At 67.6% G+C, this 19,519-nt stretch carries 19 protein-coding genes; 12 read left to right on the top strand and 7 right to left on the bottom strand.

The features are described 5' to 3' along the window. Positions 1–6: 6 nt before the first annotated feature. Positions 7–963 (bottom strand): hotdog domain-containing protein, encoded by a 957-nt coding sequence (locus tag Q0A27_RS13235; protein ID WP_291476168.1) that lies wholly within the window; start codon positions 961–963, stop codon positions 7–9. 217 nt (positions 964–1,180) lie between these two features. Between Q0A27_RS13235 and Q0A27_RS13230 the strand changes: the two genes are divergently transcribed. Then, the gene (locus tag Q0A27_RS13230; RefSeq protein WP_291476167.1) at positions 1,181–1,558 is read left to right on the top strand and encodes a sterol carrier family protein; all 378 of its coding nucleotides are present in this window, start codon (positions 1,181–1,183) and stop codon (positions 1,556–1,558) included. 17 nt (positions 1,559–1,575) lie between these two features. Further along, positions 1,576–2,670 (top strand): phosphoribosylformylglycinamidine cyclo-ligase, encoded by a 1,095-nt coding sequence (purM, locus tag Q0A27_RS13225; RefSeq protein WP_291476166.1) that lies wholly within the window; start codon positions 1,576–1,578, stop codon positions 2,668–2,670. Between the two features lie 326 nt (positions 2,671–2,996). Here purM and Q0A27_RS13220 read toward each other — a convergent pair whose 3' ends face one another. Both Q0A27_RS13220 and Q0A27_RS13215 read right to left on the bottom strand, forming a co-directional pair. Further along, positions 2,997–3,179: a DUF3073 domain-containing protein gene (locus Q0A27_RS13220; RefSeq protein WP_014009112.1), complete on the bottom strand. Its 183-nt coding sequence runs from the start codon at positions 3,177–3,179 to the stop codon at positions 2,997–2,999. Positions 3,180–3,338: 159 nt separating this feature from the next. Then, entirely contained in the window at positions 3,339–4,514 is a 1,176-nt protein-coding gene (locus tag Q0A27_RS13215; RefSeq protein ID WP_367273329.1) for a folate-binding protein YgfZ, read from the bottom strand. Between the two features lie 72 nt (positions 4,515–4,586). On the opposite strand from Q0A27_RS13215, the gene Q0A27_RS13210 reads away from it, so the two are divergent. Further along, positions 4,587–5,507 carry an aminodeoxychorismate lyase gene (locus Q0A27_RS13210; protein WP_291476163.1) on the top strand — a complete coding sequence of 307 codons (921 nt, stop codon included), beginning with the start codon at positions 4,587–4,589 and terminating at the stop codon, positions 5,505–5,507. On the opposite strand, the gene Q0A27_RS13205 is transcribed toward Q0A27_RS13210, so the two are convergent. Both Q0A27_RS13205 and Q0A27_RS13200 read right to left on the bottom strand, forming a co-directional pair. Continuing rightward, positions 5,504–6,166 (bottom strand): FABP family protein, encoded by a 663-nt coding sequence (locus tag Q0A27_RS13205; protein WP_291476162.1) that lies wholly within the window; start codon positions 6,164–6,166, stop codon positions 5,504–5,506. The two genes, Q0A27_RS13210 and Q0A27_RS13205, sit on opposite strands and share 4 nt — an antisense overlap. 88 nt (positions 6,167–6,254) lie before the next feature. Then, positions 6,255–7,196, bottom strand: a complete 942-nt coding sequence (locus tag Q0A27_RS13200) for a DUF2993 domain-containing protein (RefSeq protein WP_291476161.1) — start codon at positions 7,194–7,196, stop codon at positions 6,255–6,257. Between the two features lie 185 nt (positions 7,197–7,381). Between Q0A27_RS13200 and Q0A27_RS13195 the strand changes: the two genes are divergently transcribed. From Q0A27_RS13195 to Q0A27_RS13165, 7 genes are all read left to right on the top strand, one after another. Then, entirely contained in the window at positions 7,382–8,068 is a 687-nt protein-coding gene (locus Q0A27_RS13195; RefSeq protein ID WP_291476160.1) for a response regulator transcription factor, read from the top strand. A 2-nt stretch (positions 8,069–8,070) separates the two neighbouring features. After that, positions 8,071–9,063 (top strand): mycothiol synthase, encoded by a 993-nt coding sequence (gene mshD, locus Q0A27_RS13190; protein WP_291476159.1) that lies wholly within the window; start codon positions 8,071–8,073, stop codon positions 9,061–9,063. Positions 9,064–9,203: 140 nt separating this feature from the next. Next, entirely contained in the window at positions 9,204–10,334 is a 1,131-nt protein-coding gene (gene pstS / locus Q0A27_RS13185; RefSeq protein WP_291476158.1) for a phosphate ABC transporter substrate-binding protein PstS, read from the top strand. 20 nt (positions 10,335–10,354) lie between these two features. Beyond that, positions 10,355–11,479: a phosphate ABC transporter permease subunit PstC gene (pstC, locus tag Q0A27_RS13180; protein ID WP_291476157.1), complete on the top strand. Its 1,125-nt coding sequence runs from the start codon at positions 10,355–10,357 to the stop codon at positions 11,477–11,479. A gap of 6 nt (positions 11,480–11,485) precedes the next feature. After that, a complete protein-coding gene (pstA, locus tag Q0A27_RS13175) occupies positions 11,486–12,412 on the top strand; it encodes a phosphate ABC transporter permease PstA (RefSeq protein WP_291476156.1) in 927 nt (308 codons plus the stop codon). Between the two features lie 24 nt (positions 12,413–12,436). Then, positions 12,437–13,213, top strand: a complete 777-nt coding sequence (gene pstB, locus Q0A27_RS13170) for a phosphate ABC transporter ATP-binding protein PstB (RefSeq protein ID WP_291476155.1) — start codon at positions 12,437–12,439, stop codon at positions 13,211–13,213. Positions 13,214–13,286: 73 nt separating this feature from the next. After that, the gene (locus tag Q0A27_RS13165) at positions 13,287–13,823 is read left to right on the top strand and encodes an AAA family ATPase (RefSeq protein ID WP_291476154.1); all 537 of its coding nucleotides are present in this window, start codon (positions 13,287–13,289) and stop codon (positions 13,821–13,823) included. Here Q0A27_RS13165 and phoU read toward each other — a convergent pair. Together phoU and dusB are read right to left on the bottom strand one after the other, a co-directional pair. After that, positions 13,820–14,557, bottom strand: a complete 738-nt coding sequence (gene phoU, locus Q0A27_RS13160) for a phosphate signaling complex protein PhoU (protein ID WP_291476153.1) — start codon at positions 14,555–14,557, stop codon at positions 13,820–13,822. The two genes, Q0A27_RS13165 and phoU, sit on opposite strands and share 4 nt — an antisense overlap. Positions 14,558–14,674: 117 nt before the next feature. After that, positions 14,675–15,883 (bottom strand): tRNA dihydrouridine synthase DusB, encoded by a 1,209-nt coding sequence (dusB, locus tag Q0A27_RS13155; RefSeq protein ID WP_291476152.1) that lies wholly within the window; start codon positions 15,881–15,883, stop codon positions 14,675–14,677. A gap of 311 nt (positions 15,884–16,194) precedes the next feature. On the opposite strand from dusB, the gene Q0A27_RS13150 reads away from it, so the two are divergent. Together Q0A27_RS13150 and Q0A27_RS13145 are read left to right on the top strand one after the other, a co-directional pair. Next, positions 16,195–17,697 (top strand): succinate CoA transferase, encoded by a 1,503-nt coding sequence (locus Q0A27_RS13150; protein ID WP_291476151.1) that lies wholly within the window; start codon positions 16,195–16,197, stop codon positions 17,695–17,697. Between the two features lie 238 nt (positions 17,698–17,935). Then, positions 17,936–19,438: an acetyl-CoA hydrolase/transferase family protein gene (locus tag Q0A27_RS13145; protein WP_291476150.1), complete on the top strand. Its 1,503-nt coding sequence runs from the start codon at positions 17,936–17,938 to the stop codon at positions 19,436–19,438. The last annotated feature ends 81 nt before the right edge of the window (positions 19,439–19,519 follow it).

Genomic DNA, 19,519 nt, shown 5'->3' with positions numbered 1-19,519 from the left:
ACCAGCCTAGTTCACCGGGTACTGCGGCTCCTCGCGCAGCGGGCGGAACAGTGGCTCCGGGGAGTACTGGCTGCGGAGCTCGCGGAGAGTGACGGCATGCTGCTCGAGGCGCCGGTCCTCCGGGGACTCCGGGGTGAACTTCCGGGCGTTCAGCGGGTTTCCGTCGATGTCCACGCCGACATAGGTCATCGAGGCGTGGATCGCCACCGGCAGGTTTCCGGTGCCCTCACGGGGATCACCGGCTCGCAGGTGCACCGTGACGGCCATGGAGCGGGTGTCGGTACGGATCAGCCGTGCCTCGACCTCCACCAGGTCGCCGATGTGGACCGGGCGGTAGAAACGGATGCCGCCGGCGTAGACCGCCACGGTCTGCTCCCCGGACCAGGCCATCGTGCAGGCCGTCGCCGCCTCGTCGATCCACTCCATCGCGGTTCCACCGTGGACGTTGCCGCCCCAGTTCACGTCCGTGGGCTTCGCCATGAACCGGTGCACCATACTCGGCCCGGTGCCCGATGCGGTGTAGCTCTGCTTGAGCATCTCCTCCTCGATGGCTTTGCGCAGCCGGACGCGGGACAGCGCGGCGTCCGCCACCCGACGTTCCTCGTCGTTGCGCGGCTCGAAGTGGGGCACCGGGGTCGACTTCCGGTTCTCGTCCATCGCCACGAAGATGACGAGGCAGTCACAGGCGCGGGTGAAGACCAGTTCACGCGGATCCGCCGACAGCACCTCGTTGACGACGTGCATCGACGACCGGCCCGTGTAGGCGATCCGTGACCGGACCTCGACGACGTGCCCCGAGGGGATCGGCCGGGTGAAGTGGATGTGGCCGACGTAGGCGGTCACGCAGTAGGCCCCGGACCAGCCCACGGCGCAGGCGTAGGCTCCCTTGTCGATCCATTCGAGGACGCGACCACCGTGGACGCCGTTCGCACCCTGCATGAGCACGTCCGTCGGCGCTGCCATGAACCGCAGCGTCACGTCGGGGGAAGGGGACCGTTCTACACCGTTCACAGTTTCCGTCACCGGTTCATGCCTTCCATGCTCTCCATACGTCCATCACGCGTCTTCATTCCTGCCATACTATGTGTCTCCGGGTGTCACGTGTAGTGACGGGGCACACTCGACGTGGTGTTCAACAGGCGAACCACATGCACCGACAAACACAGAACAGGGGACACGGGTGGAGAAGACAGAGCCGGCTGAGGTCAGAGCGGCACTGCTTGCGGTGCGGGACTGGGTCGACGGGGACGGGGAGCGTCCCTCCCGGACCGCCGTCGCCCGGGCCTGCCGGCTCAGCACCGCACTGCTCGGGGAGGACGCCCCGGGGCACAGCGTGGAGGTGCGCGTTCCTCCGTTCGCGGCGGTGCAGTGCGTCGCCGGTTCCGTGCACCGACGGGGGACGCCGCCGAACGTCGTGCAGTGCAGTCCGCGGACCTGGCTGCGTCTGGCGACCGGGGTCGACACTCTCGACGACGCGGTGTCCGCCGGGGCCGAGGTGTCGGGGGCGCACGCCGCAGATGTCGCACACTGGCTCCCGGTGGTGGATCTGCGCCGGTGAACAGATAGGATGGGGCCGTGACTGAGACGAACGATTCATCCCTCCCCGACAACACCGACGCCACGGGCGCGAGCTACGCCGCCGCCGGTGTGGACATCGAGGCCGGTGACCGCGCGGTAGAGCTCTTCGCTCCGCTCGCGAAGAAGGCCACCCGACCCGAGGTCCGGGGCGGTCTCGGCGGCTTCGCCGGGCTCTTCGCCCTCGGGGAGTACGACAAGCCCCTGCTCGCCGCGGGTTCCGACGGCGTGGGTACCAAGGTCGCCGTCGCGCAGGCCATGGACAAGCACGACACCATCGGCCGCGACCTTGTCGCCATGGTCGTCGACGACCTCGTCGTCTGCGGGGCGGAGCCGCTCTTCCTCCAGGACTACATCGCCATCGGCAAGGTCGTTCCGGAGCACGTCGCCTCGATCGTCTCGGGCATCGCCGCGGGCTGCATCGACGCCGGCTGCGCCCTTCTCGGTGGCGAGACCGCCGAGCACCCGGGCCTCATGCAGGTCGGCGAGTACGACATCTCCGCCACCGCCGTCGGCGTGGTCGAGGAGGATGAGCTGCTCGGCCCGGACCGCGTCCGCAGCGGTGACGTCGTCATTGCGATGGCCAGCTCCGGTCTGCACTCCAACGGCTACAGTCTCGCCCGCCACGTCCTGCTGGAGCAGGCGGGTCTGCCGCTCGACGGCTACGTCGCCGACTTCGGCCGTACCCTCGGTGAGGAGCTGCTGGAGCCGACCCGCATCTACGCCAAGGACTGCCTGGCACTGGCCGCCGAGTGCGATGTGCACACCTATTCCCACGTGACCGGTGGCGGCCTGGCGGCCAACCTGGCCCGCGTGATCCCGGAGGGCTTCACCGCCGAGCTGGACCGTGGCACCTGGACCCCGGACCCGGTCTTCCACACCATCGCCCGCCTCGGCAAGGTCTCCCAGGAGGAGATGGACAAGACATTCAACATGGGTGTCGGCATGGTCGCCGTCGTCTCCGAGGAGGACGCCGAGCGCGCCCTCGCGATGCTGACCGCCCGCCACATCGAGTGCTGGAACATCGGTCGCGTCCGCGTCGCCAGGGACGATGAGCCGGAGCGCGCCGTGCTCACCGGCGAGCACCGCCGCTAGCTCCGCGTTCGACAGCAGCGCCGGGAGGATGTTACCGGGTTTCCGGAACGACCTCCCGGTGCTACTTCTGTACCGGGGCGGGCAGCGGCCGGGACCCGCGTGAGAAGTCGGTCAGGATCGGTCGATCCGGGTGTGTCGGGGACGCATAACCGGCCCGGCTTTTCACCGGGTTCTACGGTGGGGCGCGTGGGGACAGGGCGGGCCCGGGGCGGTCCCGGCGGAAAAGGGGTCCGAATATGCCGCGACCCCGCAGGCCGGTCGAGGCGGCGTGCGGGGTCGTACGGTGATATCAGAGGCTGAGTGGCCCCGGGGATGACGTCAGGGCGTCACCGGCCGGAATCGTCCGGGCCCCACTCCTCCCACTCGGCGTAGTCCTCTTCGGACGCCGCCTCATGCGGGTGTTCATTCGAGAGTTCACGCTGGAGACTGTCCAGGTCCATCTCGGGAGAGTTGTACTTGAGCTGACGGGCGACTTTCGTCTGCTTCGCCTTGGCGCGGCCGCGACCCATGGCCTACCCCCTCGGGTGTACTCGCGCAGCGGCCAGGGATTCAACCGCCTACGCATGTGTCTTGTATCTGTTCCTGGCACCACAATAGCGGGTGTCGGCGGAAATTTCAGAACCGACCCCCTGGACACACGGTCACCTGCAGTGGAACACCGAGCGCAGTCACCGACCCTTCAACTTGTTGACCGCCGCCCGCCCGGGCCGGACCGATCTGTCGACATGCAGGTCATCCCGGTCGATCGCCGCGTCCACCCCGTCGACCTGCAGTGGTGGGGCAGTTCCCTCGGCCGCAGCCTCGACGACGGCCCGCTTCACCAGGGCCAGGGCGACGGGGCCGTAGTCCGCGTCCTGGACGGGGGTGCCCATCCTGCCCACGGTGCGACCGCCGGCGGTCACGTCGGCGCCGATGTCCGGCAGACGACCGGCGGAACCGTCGAGCTGGAGCAGGACAAGCAGGCGGGGTGGTCGGCCCAGATTGTGGACCCGCGAGACCGTCTCCTGGCCGCGGTAGCAGCCCTTGTTGAGGTGCACCGCGGAGGCGGTGGGACCCTCGGCGGCGTCGGCCAGGCGGGTCGCCCCGTCGATCCCCGCACCGATCCAGGCGGGGACCTCATGGGGGATGAGCCGTTCATCGGTGTCCACACCCAGCACCGGGAGACGGTCGCGTAACCGCCAGGCATCGACGGCTGCACTACCGGTCGGGCGCGCGCCGGCCTCGACCAGGGCATCCCAGACCGCCGGCAGATCCGACAGCGGCACCCAGAGGTCAGTGACCGGCACCCCGGAGGTCACCCGGGTGCGCCAGAAATCGGCCGCCGGGGCCAGTGGGGTCGTGGTCCCGGCATGGCCGGGTCCGGGGAAGTCGGGGTCGGCCTCCCGGCCCAGCAGGGACAGTCGTGCCAGCCCGGGACGGCTGATCTCCACCTGCGCCCAGAAGACCATCCTGCGCAGGAAGTCCTCCAGTGCATCGGCATGGTCGGCGGCGACATCCAGAAGCACGGCGGGGGAGCCGTCGAGATCCACGATGCTGATCCCGAACTCCTGCTCCACCCGTCCCTGCGCGTCCAGCAGCAGTCCGTCAGTGGCGGTACCGGGCTCTGCGGCGTCCACCTTCTGGGAGATGAAACCGTTGAGCCAGCTGCGTGCCTCATCCCCGGTGACCAGCAGTGCGACCCGGTCCCAGCCGTCGGTGAGACCGGCGGAGCCTTCGTCGACCCGGGTCTGTTCGATCAGCGGGGCGCCGTAGTGGCGGGCGGTGACGGACTCCACCCCTGAGCCGTCCTGTGTGCTTGCCGCCGCGACATGGGCGACGATCGGCGAAACTTGCGAGGCACTCACGTCATCCACTGTAGACCCTTGCAGGTGTGCCCGCCGCAAGTCCGGCCGACGGCACAGTCCTAGGATGGCCCCATGGATGTCCCCACGACCACCTCCGCCCCCCTCGGTTCCCGCGCCGCCGTCGCCGTCCACCCGGCCGGTGACGCCGCCCCGGAGCTGCTCGACCCGACCCTGCCGGCCCTCTACATCGACGACCTCGCCGCCGTACGCGGTGACGGCGTCTTCGAGACACTCATGGTCCGTGACGGTGCGGTGCGCAACCTCGACCGGCACACCGCACGATTCATCAACAGTGCCGCGATGCTCGACCTGCCCACCCCGGACACCGGACGCTGGCACGCCGCCACCGATCTCGCCCTGGAGCACTGGGTGGCCTCGGGCGGCGGCGACGGATCGCTGCGGTGGATGTACTCCCGTGGCCGCGAGACGACCGGTGAGCCGACCGGCTGGGTGACCGTCGCCCCCGAGTCGCCGGCCGTCGCCAGGGACCGGGAACAGGGAGTGCGGGTGATGACCGCCCAGCGCGGGTACAGCCTCGACATCACGAAGGACGCCGCCCCCTGGGCCCTCGTCGGCGCGAAGACCCTCTCCTATGCGGCGAACATGGCGGCGCTGCGTTACGCGAAGAGCCACGACCTCGACGATGTCATCTTCATCGGTGACGGGGAACGGGTGCTCGAAGGCCCGACCTCCACCGTCATCGTGGCCCGGGACCGCGACGGTGTCCGGAAGATCCTCACCCCGCTGCACGAAGTCGGCGTCCTCCCGGGAACCACCCAGGCCGCGATGTTCCGCCTTGCGGGAGAGGCCGGCTGGGCCTGCTCCGAGGCGCCGCTGACCGTCGATGACCTGCGGGACGCCGACGGCGTCTGGCTGCTGTCCTCGGTGCGCCGTTACGCCCGGGTCACGGCCCTGGACGGTACCCCCCTGGGCCGTCCGGTCTGCGCCGACGAGATCGAGGACCTCGCCACACGCGCCGCCGAAGGACGCTAGCCCATCACGCGGCTGAGCTCGGCGGACATCCACGGGGTCAGGCCACCCTCAGCGTCGGAGCCGTCCTCGGCGCGGGCGATGCGCTCGTCGACCCAGCCGAGGTTGTTGTTCGGCATCAGGCCGTAGAGCCGCTTGCCCGGGCCCAGGGTGGACGGTCCGGTCTCGGTGACCATGGTGGACGCACTCTCGAGCTGCCAGGCGCGTTCGGTGAGCGGCTTGCCGTACATGATCTCCACCGCACCGTCGCTGTGCGCGGTGACGAACTCGATGTTGTCCTCGAGGTCGATGCGCAGGAAACCGGTCTCGCGGCGGTCCGGGCCGACGGCATTGCCCTCCTCGTCGAGCCGCCAGATGCGGGAGGAGTAGCTGATGTAGTTCTCGCCGTCGTGCGCGAAGACCAGCTGCTGGCCGAAGGCGTAGGGGTCGGAGCCGTCGGTGGGGGCGGCATTGCCCTCACCCCGCCAGACTCCGATGAGGGGGAGCAGGGCCAGCAGACCGTCGTGCAGGCTCGGGCCCTGACGCAGGTTAGCCGTGTCCTCGGCGACGGGGAGGTCGCCGAGGGAGGGGATGTTGCGGTCCGCGGTGTTCTTCGCCTGTTCGGTGGCGCGGGCGACAGCCTCGTTGCCGTCGATGGAGGGGGTCTCGGGGGAGTCACTCATGGCGTCCAGCATACGGAACGGTCTCAGCGACCCGGGAAGTCCCCGGAGCAGCCGGAGACAGACCCTGGAGCAGTTCCCGGAACAGTCCCTAGAGCCCGGCCTGTTCGTCTGTGGCCAGCGGGGCCGAGCGCGGTGCCAGATCGGAGATCCCGACCCGGGTGTAGTTCTGCTCCGACTCGATGTACAGGGCGCCGCCGTTGACGTACACCCGGCCCGGCTTCGTCCCCAGCGGCAGACTGTCGCCGGGGAGTTCCAGGGTGAAGGCCTCCATCACACGCTCGCGGGTGGCGTCGTCGAGGGCGTTCTTCTTCCCGTCGCCGCGGGAGGAGTCTCCGTCGACCGAACGGATCTCGGTCGGCAGCAGACGGACATCACCCTCCCAGACACGCAGCCGCATCCCGACATCCACCGGGCCGTCGATGCCGGGCACATTGTCCGGCGTGGCGGTGAAATAGGCCTCGGTCTCCCAGCCGCCGGAGGGTGAGATGTCCTCCACGCCCTGGACGTTGAGGTCGGAGAAGCCGTCCTCACCGTTGTCACCGCCGGTCATCAGACCGCCGAGCGCCACCGGGTCGAGCTGGAGGCGGGTGAAGACCTTGCGGGCCGGGGCGTCCTCGAAATCGCCGGAGAGGATCTCGTCGCGGGTCAGCGTCACCTTCTCGGCCGAGGAGGTCACCGACACCCGGGCGAAGCCGGGGACCTCGACATCACGGGCCTCCACCGACACCGAGGTGAGCTCGTGGGACCAGAGGGACGCACTGACCGGCATGCCGCCGATCTGCACGGCCGGGGGAGAGGCGAGCTTTGAGTCATGGAGGATGCGCTGCGAGATCTCGCGCTCCACCTTCGCGGCGAAGAGACTGTCGCCGACCACGGCCACCCCGGCCAGGGCCAGGACCACCACGACGACGGTCACCAGGACACGCACCGGGCGGTGGGGGCGGCGCGTGCTGTCCGTGCTTCCCTTGCCGCCCTCGCTGTCCCGGCTGCGGCGGGGCTCGGCCTGCTCTGGCTCAACGGTCTCGGTCACCGGTCCAGCATAGAGGAGTGGCGGGTGTGGACGGGTGTGCCGGTGGACCGGGTGGCGCGAGTGCAGTGTTACGGGGACGTTTCCGGAGTTTTTCGCCTCGCCTCTCGATGGGAGAGCCACTTTCCACCCGTGTAATCTCGTGGTGGTCACAGAGAAATCGACGTGAAGTGGGAAGGACGCCGGCCGTGAAACTGACCGTGCTCTCGGAGAAGGACGACATCGCGCAGGTCCTGCCTTCACTGGCTCTGCTGTCCCATGAGACCGTGCTGTTGGATTCGTCCGCGGCCTCCGTCCGCGAGGTGGGGGACGCGGAGATCGTCCTCATCGACGTCACCGGCCGGAACCTGCTGGGTATCCGCGACCTCTGCCGCTCCGTCGCCGCCGCGTACCCCACCCTCCCGGTGGCCGTCGCGATCGAGGAGACCAGCGTCATCGCCCTCGACGGGTCCTGGGCGGTGGACGATTTCATCCTCCCCAGCGCCACCCCCACCGAGGTGGATGCCCGGCTGCGGATGCTCATGACGCGTCGCCCCGTCCCCGTCGAAGAAGCCGAGGACAGTCAGGTCGCCTCCATCGGCGGGCTCATCGTCGACGAGGTCACCTACGTCGCCCGCGTGGAGGGACGCCCCCTCGACCTCACCTACAAGGAGTTCGAGCTCCTCTACTTCCTCGTCAAGCATGCCGGCCGCGTCTTCAGCCGTGAACAGCTGCTCCAGGACGTCTGGGGCTACGACTACTTCGGCGGCACCCGTACCGTCGACGTGCATGTCCGCCGGCTGCGTGCCAAGCTCGGTCACGACTACGAGAAGGTCATCGCCACCGTGCGTAATGTGGGGTACAAGGCCGTGGACATCAGCGCAGACGGGAGATAGCGGTGGACAGTTACCGGTGGCTCGAGGACGGGCCCGCAGGACAGCAGAGGACCTGGCGTGAGGAGCTCGCCGAGCTGCTCGACGCGGTCTCCGCGGCAGACGGCGTGCCTGCGCTCTCCGAGGAGTTCGTCCGGGCGCTCGAGGAGGGGACCGGACACCGACATCTCCTCGCCGTCGACAGCGGCAGTGGCGCGGAGCGCGTCATCGGGGTCCTGGCCGTGGACGTCCCCGACGTGACCGATGCCGGTGGTACCGCCGAGATCGCCGTGCACCCGGATTTCCGCCGACGCGGCACGGCCGCCGGCCTGCTGCGTGAGGCGGGAAGGGGCCTGGACCCAGAGTCGCAGTTCAGCATCTGGGCCCACGGCAACCTCGACCCTGCCCGGGGGCTCGCCGCCGACCGGGGCGCTCGCACCGTACGCGAACTGCTGAAGATGACCGTGTACTGCGGTGTCGACGATCCGGCCCGCACACCGCTGGTGGAAGGGGCCGCCGCCGCGCCGACCGCCGTGACGGACGCGGGACTGGAACTCCTCGACTACCCGGCGGCCTGTGAGGAGTTCGGGGCCGACCTGGTCGACGCCGAGTGGCTCCGCGTCAACAACGAGGCTTTCGCCTGGCACCCGGAACAGGGCGGTTGGGATGTCGACCGGCTGCGGCGGGCGCGGGAAACCGACTGGTTCGATCCCCACGGTGTCCTCATGCTGTGGAGCCGCGACGACAACCAGGGACCGCAGTGTGCCGGGGTGCACTGGACGAAACTTCCGGCAGACGACACCCACGGCGAGGTCTACGTGATCTGTCTCGCCGACGCCGTCCGCGGTCAGGGCCTCGGTGGCCCGTTCACCCTGCTGGGCATCGGGTACCTCATCGACGCAGGCGCACAGGCCGTCGACCTCTACGTCGAGGGCGACAACACCCCGGCCGTCGCGACCTACCGGCGGCTGGGTTTCGAGATCGTCCACCGGGACGTCGTCTACCGCGGCATGGTGTAGCGGGGTCTCCCCACAGCAGTTCACGGAGAGTTCATCCGGGTGGTGGTTGGCGTCCACCTCGGGCAGTTAGGGTCAACGGTGACCATCACGACGACCAGTCACGACGACGAGTCGAGAACCGTTGAAAGAGGAACCATTCCGTGAAGACCGTGAAGTACACCGCTGCCCTGGCCGCAGTGGCCGCCGGCTCGCTCCTGCTCACCTCCTGCTCCAACTCCGGCAACGGGGATTCCAGTGCGGACGCCACCTCCACCTTCGATCTCACGGGCACCACCGGTGAACTCCAGGGTGAAGGCGCCAGCTCCCAGCAGAAGGCCATGGAGCAGTTCGGTGTGGCCTACCAGTCCGCCGTCCCGGGGGCGTCGCTGTCCTACAACGCCACCGGGTCCGGTGCCGGTCAGAAGCAGTTCATCGCCGGCCAGGTCGACTTCGGCGGCTCCGACTCCCCGCTGAAGGACGACCAGGTCGCCGATGCGGCGAAGCGTTGCGGCGGGAACGACGCCTGGCACCTTCCGCTCGTCGTTGGCCCGGTCGCCGTCGCCTTCCACATCGACGGCATCGACGAGCTCAACCTCTCTGTCGACACCGTCGCCAAGATCTTCAAGGGTGAGATCAGCAACTGGAACGACCCGGCTATCGCCGCAGAGAACGAGGGCGTCGACCTGCCCGACCTTCCGGTCAGCGTCCTGTACCGGGCGGAGGAGTCCGGCACCTCCGACAACTTCCAGGACTTCCTCAAAACCGCCACCGACGGCTACTGGGACACCGAGGGCAAGACCTTCCCGACCAAGGTCGGTTCCGGTGCCCAGGGCTCCTCCGGTGTCGCGGACCAGGTGAAGGCCACCAACGGCGCCGTCACCTACGTGGAGTCCGGCTACGCCGACGCCGCGGGCCTGGGCATCGCGGCCCTCGACTTCGGCGCCGGCCCGGTCGAGCTGAACACGGAGAGCGTCAACAAGGCCCTGGCCGATGTCTCCTTCACCGGTGAGGGCAACGACCTGATCGTCGACTCCGAGGCACTGTTCGCCTCCAAGGAGGCCGGTGCCTACCCGCTGGCCCTGACCACCTACGAGATCGTCTGCTCCGACGGCTACGACGACGAGACCACGTCCCGGGTGAAGGACTTCCTCCACACCATCCTCGACAACCAGAACGATGCTCTCGAGGAGGCCGGCTACGTGCCGCTGTCCGGCACCTTCCGCGACAAGCTGGTCACCGCCGTCGACGCGATCGGCGGGTCCGACTCCGACTCCGCCGGCACCACCGAGTAACCGACAGGACTGCAACCTCCATGTCCAGCACTGAACGTGACGGCCGTGACGGCCGTGACGCCGAGGACGTCGTAGTCGACGGAACCGTCGCCACCGACGCCACCGGTACCGACGACGGGCCCCCGACCGGGGACGCCGCCGAGGCCGCGCCCGAGTCGTCCGACCGGCCCGGCACCGCCGGACTCGCCACGAGGCGATCACGACGGGCCGGTGACCGGATCTTCGAGAGCCTCACGACGGGCTCCGCGGTCCTGATCACCGTCTTCATCGCCGCCATCGCGATCTTCCTCATCGTCCAGGCGGTCCCCGCCCTGGCGAAGGAACGCGACGGTATCGGCGCTTTCTTCACCTATTCCGGCGCCTGGAACCTCAACTACACGTCCAACGACGGCGGGTGGATGGAGTTCGGCATCCCGAACCTCTTCTTCACCACTGTCCTGGTGTCCGCCCTCGCCCTGGCGATCGCCATGCCGGTGGCCCTGGGTATCGCGATCTTCCTGTCGAACTACTGCCCGAAGCGGCTGGTCCGTCCCCTCGGTTTCATGGTCGACCTGCTCGCCGCTGTGCCGTCCATCGTCTTCGGCATCTGGGGCATGCAGGTGCTCGGCCCGTCACTCGGCGGCATCTTCGAGTGGATCCACGGCTGGGCCGGGGGTTTCTTCCTCTTCCAGTGGGACCAGCAGACCTCCCCGGCCTTCTCCACCAGCCGGAATGTCTTCACCGGTGGCGTGGTCCTGGCGATCATGATCCTGCCGATCATCGCTGCGACCACACGTGAGGTCTTCATTCAGACACCCCGCGGGCACATCGAGGCGGCACTCGCCCTCGGCGCGACTCGGTGGGAGGTCGTCCGACTGACGGTTTTGCCCTTCGGACGCTCCGGTTACGTCTCCGGTGCGATGCTCGGCCTCGGCCGGGCCCTGGGCGAGACGATGGCACTCTACATGGTCATCGCGTCCGCCCCGGGATTCCGATGGTCGTTGTTCGACGGAGGCACGACCTTCGCCACCGCCATCGCCAACGCCGCGCCGGAATTCAACGACGACACCAAGGCCGGCGCCTACATCGCCGCAGGCCTGGTCCTCTTCGCCCTGACCTTCATCGTCAACGCGGCGGCCCGCACGGTCGTCAACAACAGGAAGTAGGACGCCATGTCCCTCGGAACGGCATCCCGCAACTCGCCGCACGCCGACCTGGCGCCCAGCGGCTTCACCGACATCGCGGCGTCCCGCAAGCGCAAGGACCGCGCCGCCACCGTCATCGTCTACTCGATGATGGGCGTGGCCCTCATCCCGTTGGTCTGGGTGCTCGTCGTCCTCGTCGCCAAGGGGCTGCCGGCCGTCCTCGACGTCGGCTGGTGGTCTTTCGACATGGCCGGACAGCTGTCCAACCAGGCCGGTGGCGGCATCAGCCACGCCATCATCGGCACCCTGACCCAGGCCCTGGTCACCACCGTCATCTCCGTGCCGGTGGGTGTGCTCACCGCCGTGTACCTCGTGGAGTACTCCCGCGGTGGGTGGCTGGGCAGGGTCACGACCTTCATGGTCGACATCCTCACCGGTGTGCCCTCCATCGTCGCCGCACTGTTCGTCTACGCGCTGTGGATCGCCCTGTTCGGGTTCTCCCGCTCCGGATTCGCCGTGTCCCTGGCTCTGGTGCTGCTGATGGTCCCGGTGATCGTCCGCAACACCGAGGAGATGCTGCGCATCGTGCCCATGGACCTGCGCGAGGCCGCGTACGCCCTGGGTGTGCCGAAATGGAAGACGATCGTGAGGATCGTGCTGCCCACCGCCCTGTCCGGCATCATCACCGGCATCATGCTCGCCGTGGCCCGCATCATGGGCGAATCCGCTCCGGTCCTGATCCTCGTGGGCGCGACGCCGGTGATCAACTGGAACGTCATGGAGGGCAACCAGAACTCCCTGCCGCTGTTCATGTTGGAGATGTACAAACTGCAGGCCAATGATCAGGTGCTCGCCCGCCTCTGGGGCGCGGCACTGACCCTGGTGCTCATCATCGCCGGACTGAACCTCGCCGCCCGGTTCATCTCCCACCGCTTCTCCGTCAAGACCGACTGACCTCCACCGACTAAGGAACACACCATGGCCAAGCGACTCGATCTCAGAGACGTCAACATCCACTACGGCGACTTCCACGCGGTGCAGAACGTGGACCTGCAGGTCCCGCCCCGGTCCGTGACCGCCTTCATCGGCCCCTCCGGTTGCGGCAAGTCGACCGTGCTCCGCTCGCTCAACCGGATGCACGAGGTCATCCCGGGCGCGTACGTCGAAGGGGAGATCCTGCTCGACGGGGAGAACATCTACGACCGGCGGATCGATCCCGTCGCCGTGCGCAACACCATCGGCATGGTCTTTCAGAAGGCGAACCCGTTCCCCACGATGTCCATCGAGGAGAATGTCGTCGCCGGCCTGAAGCTGTCGGGGGTGAAGAACCGGAAGAAGCTCGCCGAGGTCGCCGAGAAGTCCCTGCGCGGGGCCAACCTGTGGGAGGAGGTCAAGGACCGCCTCGACAAGCCCGGTGGCGGACTCTCCGGCGGTCAGCAGCAGCGACTGTGCATCGCCCGGGCCATCGCCGTCGAGCCCGAGGTGCTGCTCATGGACGAGCCGTGCTCCGCCCTGGACCCGATCTCGACCCTGGCGGTGGAGGACCTCATCCACGAGCTGAAGGAGGACTTCACCATCGTCATCGTCACCCACAACATGCAGCAGGCCGCACGCGTCTCCGACCAGACCGCGTTCTTCTCGCTGGAGGCGGCAGGACGCCCCGGGCAGCTCGTCGAGGTCGGCCCGACCAAGAAGATCTTCGAGTCCCCGGAGCGTCAGGAGACCGAGGACTACATCTCCGGCCGCTTCGGCTGATCCGGCGGTGCCGGCAGGGGACCACCCCCGTCCGCTTTTCGTGCCACACTTGAGGCGTCGAAAGGAGTATGTGATGGAACCGGTACACATCGTTCTCATGGGGGTCAGCGGCAGCGGCAAGGCGGCGCTGGCCGAGGAGCTGCAGCGGCGCACGGGGTACACCGGCGCAACCGCCGAGGAACTGCAGCCCGAGGAGGTCCGCCGGAAGATGGCGGAGGGAGGCTTCGTCTCCCCGGACGACCGCCTGCCCTGGGCGTACGCCATCCGTGACTGGCTCACCGGGCAGGCGCAGCAGGGGAACTCGACGGTGGTGGTGAGCCTGGGGCTGGGACGCCGGGCCCGCGACATCTTCCGCGAGGCGGAGGGGTTCGTCTTCTTCGTCCACGTTGAGGGGACCCAGGACGTCATCCGTGAACGCATCCGCCGGAATACCGGGAAACTCCCGGATGCGGCCGAGGACGAGGTGCTGCGGCGTCAGTATGTCGAGCTGGAGCGGCTGCGGGCGGACGAGCCCGGCGTCCGGGTGGATGCCACCCGCGAACCCGAGGTGCTGGCGGACGCTGCACTGGTCGCACTCTCGGTGGCACGCAAGGCCGGCGCCGACACCTAGAAGGCGTCGGAACCGTAGCGGCGGCGGATCTCGTCGAACTGCTCCCGCATGGTCTCCTGCTGTTCCTCGGTCCGCAGGGCGGTCTCGTACTCCTCCGGCTGCTTGCCGGTTGCCAGGTAGACCACCCGGGTACCGATGTTCACGGCGTGGTCCGAGTACCTCTCGAAGAACCGGGAAAGCAGGGTGACGTCCACCGCGACTGACACGGGGAAGGGCCATTCGCGCTTCGTGGTGAGCTGGAACATATGCTCGTGGAGGTCATCGACCGCGTCATCGTCGAGTGCGAGTTCCATCGCCTTCTCCGGGTCATAGGTGACCAGGACGTCGTGGAGCTTCGCGCCGATCTCGTCGGTCAGCCGGGCCATCTCCCGGAAGTAGGGTTCGATCTGCTCCGGCAGGGTGTGGTCGGGGTGGTGACGCCGCGCGGTCCGCGCGACATGCACCGCCAGCGCCGCCATCCGGGCGAGATCCTCGACGATGTAGGTTCCCGAGACGACCTGGCGAAGGTCACGCGCGACCGGGCCCTCCAGGGCCAGTAGCTCGAAAGAGGTCTGCTCCGCCTTCTTCCGCAGCTCCTCGACCCCGTCGATGGAGCTGAGGACCGTCTCGGCCTTCTCGATGTCGGCCTCGAAGAGGGCCAGGCAGGCCTCCGACATCATTGTGCGGACCCGGTCCGACATCACGGAGAGGTCGTGGGCGAAGGCCCGCATCTGTTCCTGGTACACGGTGCGCATGGCGGACAGTCTACGTGGATCGGACGCGCTCGGCCCGCACGACGCGGAAACTTCACGCTCCGTTCATGTAGGAGACGCCGATGGTGGGAATGGCCCACATATGTCGGCGTTCGCCCACTACCCGCCGTTGTTGGCGGCATCCTCCACGTCTTCGGTGACGCCGGCGCAGTCCTCCCACGGATCCTGGAGCCAGTCATGCGGCAGGGAGACCTTACCGGGTGATCCCTGTCGGCCGCGGGCGCTGTCCGCTTCCGCGGCCAGCGCGTCGGACTCCCAGATCGGGTCGAGCACCTCGCGCAGGTCAGCGAGGCTGTTGATGCTCCCCAGCTGACGCCGCATCTCGCCACCGGCCGGGAAACCGCGCAGGTACCAGGCGATGTGCTTGCGGATGTCTCGGCTGGCGTACTTCTCGCCGTCATGGTCGGCGAGCAGCTCGGCGTGACGGAGGATGATGTGCGCGACCTCGCCGAGAGTCGGCTCCGCGGGAATCTCCTCGCCGCGCAGGTGGGCGGAGAGTTCGGCGAACAGCCAGGGCCGGCCCAGGCAGCCGCGTCCCACGACGACGCCGTCGCATCCGGTCTGCTCCATCATCGCTGCGGCGTCCGTGGCCTTGAAGACGTCACCGTTGCCAAGCACCGGGATGCCGGTGCCGTCCATGTGCTCCACGAGGCGGGCGATCTCACCCCAGTCCGCGGTGCCGGAGTAGCGCTGCGCGGCGGTACGTCCGTGCAGGGTGACGGCGGCCGCGCCCTGGTCGGCGGCGATGCGGCCGGCGTCCAGGTGGGTGTGGTGCTCGTCGTCGATGCCGACGCGGAACTTGACTGTGACGGGGATGGCGTCCGGGCCGGAGGCGCGTCCGGCGTCCGCCACGCCCTTGACCGCTGCACCGACGACCGCGGCGAAGAGCTTCCGTTTGTAGGGCAGGGCCGAACCGCCGCCACGGCGGGTGACCTTGGGGACCGGGCAGCCGAAGTTCATGTCGATGTGGTCGGCCCGGTCCTCCTCGGCGAGCATCCGGGCCGCCTTGTAGGTGTACTCCGGATCGGTCGTGTACAGCTGCAGACTGCGCGGGGACTCGTCGGGTCCGAAGGTCGTCATGTGCAGTGTCTTGGGGTTGCGCTCGACGAGGGCGCGGGCCGTGATCATCTCGCAGACGTAGAGGCCGGACGCGGACCCGGTGCGCTGTTCCTCCTGCTCGCGGCACAGGGTGCGGAAGGCGACATTGGTGACTCCGGCCATGGGTGCCAGGACCACCGGGGACGCCAGTTCGAGAGGTTCGATGGTCAGGGCGGGGGTGGACGTTGTCGCCGTGGTTGCTGCAGTCACCGTCCGATTCTCACACCGTGGGCGTTGCCGGGGCAATTCCCCGGCGCTACGTCTGACCTGAATGCTTGTTCAGGGTTATGGACAACGCGGGTGTAGTACCGGGGGTGGGTAAGGGGAACCTCGTTTTCCAGTGATCTCGCACGCCTAACTAGGGTGGGGGTGGAGCGTGTCACAGTCGGCGTTTTGTCGGCGGAAAACCCTGCCGAATCGCCGACGATGCGGTATCGCGTCCCATCTGCCATACTTGGGCGGCTGAGTACGCGTTTGATCAGAAAACAACGATCACGCAGAGATAAATACAAGGAGAGTCAGTGTCAGAGCGCATCAGGAACCAGTCCCTGAAGTCCAAGGTCATGTCCGCCGACGAGGCGGTGCAGTTCATCGACAACGGTGACATGATCGGGACCTCCGGTTTCACCGGTGCCGGCTACCCCAAGGGCATGCCCGCGGCCATCGCCGCCAAGGCGAACGAGGCGCACGCCCGCGGCGACGAGTGGGCCGTGAAGATCCTCACCGGCGCCTCCACTGCCCCGGAGAACGACGGCGTGCTGGCTGAGGCGGACGCCGTGAGCTTCCGCTCCCCGTTCAACACCGACCCGAAGATGCGGGCCAAGATCAACGAGGGCAAGGTCAAGTACACCGACATCCACCTCTCGGAGCTCGGCATGTACGTCCAGGAGGGCTTCTTCGGTCACATGGACGTCGCCATCATCGAGGCCGTCGCCATCCGTGAGGACGGCTCCATCGTCCCGTCCTCCGCCGTGGGCAACAACGTCGAGTACATGGATGCCGCCGACCGGATCATCATCGAGATCAACGAGTGGCAGGACCTCGAGCTCGAGGGCATGCACGACATCTACCGTATGCCGATGCCGGGTTCCCGCGTCCCGCTGCCGATCTGCAACCCCGGTGACCGCATCGGTGGTACCTCCATCGACGTCGACCCGGAGAAAATCGTCGCGATCGTCCACACCGACGGCCCGGACCGCAACGCCCCCTTCCGTCCCGTCGACGAGACCTCCGAGGCCATCGCCGGTCACCTCCTCGACTTCCTCGACGGTGAGGTCCAGGCCGGTCGTCTGGCCTACGACCGCCTGATCCTGCAGAACGGTGTCGGCAACGTGCCGAACGCCGTCCTCGCCGGCCTGGAGGACTCGAAGTTCGAGAACATCACCGCCTACACAGAGGTGATCCAGGACGGCATGCTGGACCTCATCGACTCCGGCAAGATGTCTTTCGCCTCCGCGACCTCCTTCTGCCTGTCGCCGGACGCCGCCCACCGGATGAACCAGGAGGCCGACCGCTACCGCAACCACATCGTGCTGCGTCCCCAGCAGGTCTCCAACCATCCGGAGGTCATCCGCCGACTCGCCCCGATCGGCATCAACGGCATGATCGAAGCCGACATCTACGGCAACGTGAACTCCACCAACGTCGCCGGCTCGAAGATGATGAACGGCATCGGCGGCTCGGGTGACTTCACCCGCAACGCCTACATCTCCTCCTTCGTCACCCCGTCCGTGGCCAAGGGTGGCGACATCTCCGCCATCGTGCCTTTCGCGTCCCACATCGACCACGCCGAGCATGACGTCAAGCTCGTCGTCACCGAGCAGGGCTACGCCGACCTGCGTGGCCTGTGCCCGCGTGACCGCGTGAAGAAGATGATCGACATCGCCGCACCGGAGTACCGGCCGCTGCTGGAGGAGTACGTGGAGTTCGCCTCCAGGTCCAAGGCCCAGCACACCCCGCACGACCTCACCCGTGCCTTCGAGTTCCACACCCGCTTCCTGGAGACCGGTTCCATGAAGAAGTAGCCCCTCCCGCCGCCTCCTGGCGGTACCGGGCCACGGACCCGCCGACGCCCCCGCGTCCGGCGGGTTTCTGCATGTCCGGGGCCAGCGACAGGGTGACTGCCTCTCCGCCACCCCCGAATGGAGCCGATTCGGAAAGTATGTTTCATGATCCATATAATGGACGTCACGTTGATGGACATATCGTGAGTCCCATCACTATGTACGGTGACCACCGAAAACACCAAGGAGAGAGCACACAATGTCAGACAGGATCGCCCACCCCGGACTGCGCGCAAAAGTCATGACCTCTGATGAGGCGGCCACCTTCGTCAACGACGGAGACCTCGTCGGAATGTCAGGCTTCACCGGTGCCGGCTACCCCAAGGTGCTGCCGACCGCGATCGCCAGGCGGGCCAGGGAGTTCCACGACCGCGGCGACAGTTTCTCCATCTCCCTGCTCACCGGTGCGTCCACCTCCGCCGAGCTCGACGGTGAGCTGGCTGAGGCGGACGCGGTGAAGTTCCGCGCCCCGTACCAGTCCGACCCGATCATGCGTGACAAGATCAACTCCGGTCAGATGAAGTACGCGGACATCCACCTGTCCCACCTGGGCATGATGGTCCAGGAGGGCTTCTTCGGGAAGATGGACGTCGCCATCGTCGAGGTCACCAAGATCCTCGAGGACGGCCGCATCGTCCCCTCCTCCTCGGTGGGCAACAACGTCGAGTACCTCGACGCCGCAGATAAGATCATCCTCGGTGTGAACTCCTGGCAGTCCGAGGATCTCGAGGGGATGCACGACATCTACCGCATCCCGCTGCCAGGGCACCGGCAGCCCATCCCGATCACCGAGGTCGGTGACCGGATCGGCAGCCCGTACATCGACATCGACGTCAACAAGGTCGTCGCCGTCGTCGAGACTGATTCCCCGGACCGCAACGCCCCCTTCAAGCCCGCCGACGAGACCTCCAAGAAGATCGCCGGTCACTTCCTCGACTTCCTCGAGGGTGAGGTCCGGGCAGGTCGCCTATCCTACGACCGCTACATCATGCAGTCCGGTGTCGGTAACGTCCCGAACGCCGTGATGGCGGGCCTACTGGACTCGAAGTTCGAGAACATCACCGCCTACACCGAGGTCATCCAGGACGGCATGCTCGATCTCATCGATGCCGGCAAGATGACGGTGGCCTCGGCGACGTCGTTCTCCCTGTCGCCCGAGTACGCGGAGAAAATGAACCGGGAGGCGAAGCGCTACCGGGAGAACATCATCCTGCGTCCGCAGCAGGTCTCCAACCACCCGGAGGTCATCCGCCGACTAGGCCTCATCGCCACCAACGGCATGATCGAGGCGGACATCTACGGCAACATCAACTCCACCAACGTCATCGGCTCCCGCGTGATGAACGGTATCGGTGGTTCGGGTGACTTCACCCGTAACGCCTACATCTCCTCCTTCATCAGCCCGTCGGTCGCCAAGGGGGGCGCGCTCTCGGCGATCGTGCCCTACGTGACCCACACGGACCACACCGAGCACGATGTCATGGTCGTCATCACCGAGCACGGCTACGCCGATCTGCGTGGTCTGGCACCGCGTGACCGTGCGGAGAAGATGATCGCCATCTCCGCGCCGGAGTACCGGCCGCTGCTGGAGGAGTACGTCGACCGTGCGGGTCAGGGCGAGTTCCTGCAGACCCCGCACGAGCTGGCACACGTCTTCGACTTCCAGAAGCGGTTCGTGGAGACCGGCTCGATGTTGAAGTAGGCTCTTCGGCTCCCCCCCGGGGCGAGCTTCCCGGACAGCCACGGTGCGGCTGCCGTGGCGTCCGTGATGAGGGTGGGACAT

This window comes from Corynebacterium sp., from assembly GCF_022712275.1.
Classification (GTDB): Bacteria; Actinomycetota; Actinomycetes; order Mycobacteriales; family Mycobacteriaceae; genus Corynebacterium.
Note: the sequence above shows the minus strand (reverse complement) of the source record. Positions and strands in the feature narration are given on the sequence as shown.

Bases quoted from the DNA above. Each gene is read 5' to 3' on its own strand.
- Q0A27_RS13235 (WP_291476168.1), bottom strand. From the start codon at position 963: ATGGCAGCGCCGACGGACGTGCTCATGCAGGGTGCGAACGGCGTCCAC.
- Q0A27_RS13220 (WP_014009112.1), bottom strand. From the start codon at position 3,179: ATGGGTCGCGGCCGCGCCAAGGCGAAGCAGACGAAAGTCGCCCGTCAG.
- Q0A27_RS13210 (WP_291476163.1), top strand. From the start codon at position 4,587: ATGGATGTCCCCACGACCACCTCCGCCCCCCTCGGTTCCCGCGCCGCC.
- Q0A27_RS13205 (WP_291476162.1), bottom strand. From the start codon at position 6,166: ATGAGTGACTCCCCCGAGACCCCCTCCATCGACGGCAACGAGGCTGTC.
- pstC (WP_291476157.1), top strand. From the start codon at position 10,355: ATGTCCAGCACTGAACGTGACGGCCGTGACGGCCGTGACGCCGAGGAC.
- pstA (WP_291476156.1), top strand. From the start codon at position 11,486: ATGTCCCTCGGAACGGCATCCCGCAACTCGCCGCACGCCGACCTGGCG.
- pstB (WP_291476155.1), top strand. From the start codon at position 12,437: ATGGCCAAGCGACTCGATCTCAGAGACGTCAACATCCACTACGGCGAC.
- Q0A27_RS13165 (WP_291476154.1), top strand. From the start codon at position 13,287: ATGGAACCGGTACACATCGTTCTCATGGGGGTCAGCGGCAGCGGCAAG.
- phoU (WP_291476153.1), bottom strand. From the start codon at position 14,557: ATGCGCACCGTGTACCAGGAACAGATGCGGGCCTTCGCCCACGACCTC.
- Q0A27_RS13145 (WP_291476150.1), top strand. From the start codon at position 17,936: ATGTCAGACAGGATCGCCCACCCCGGACTGCGCGCAAAAGTCATGACC.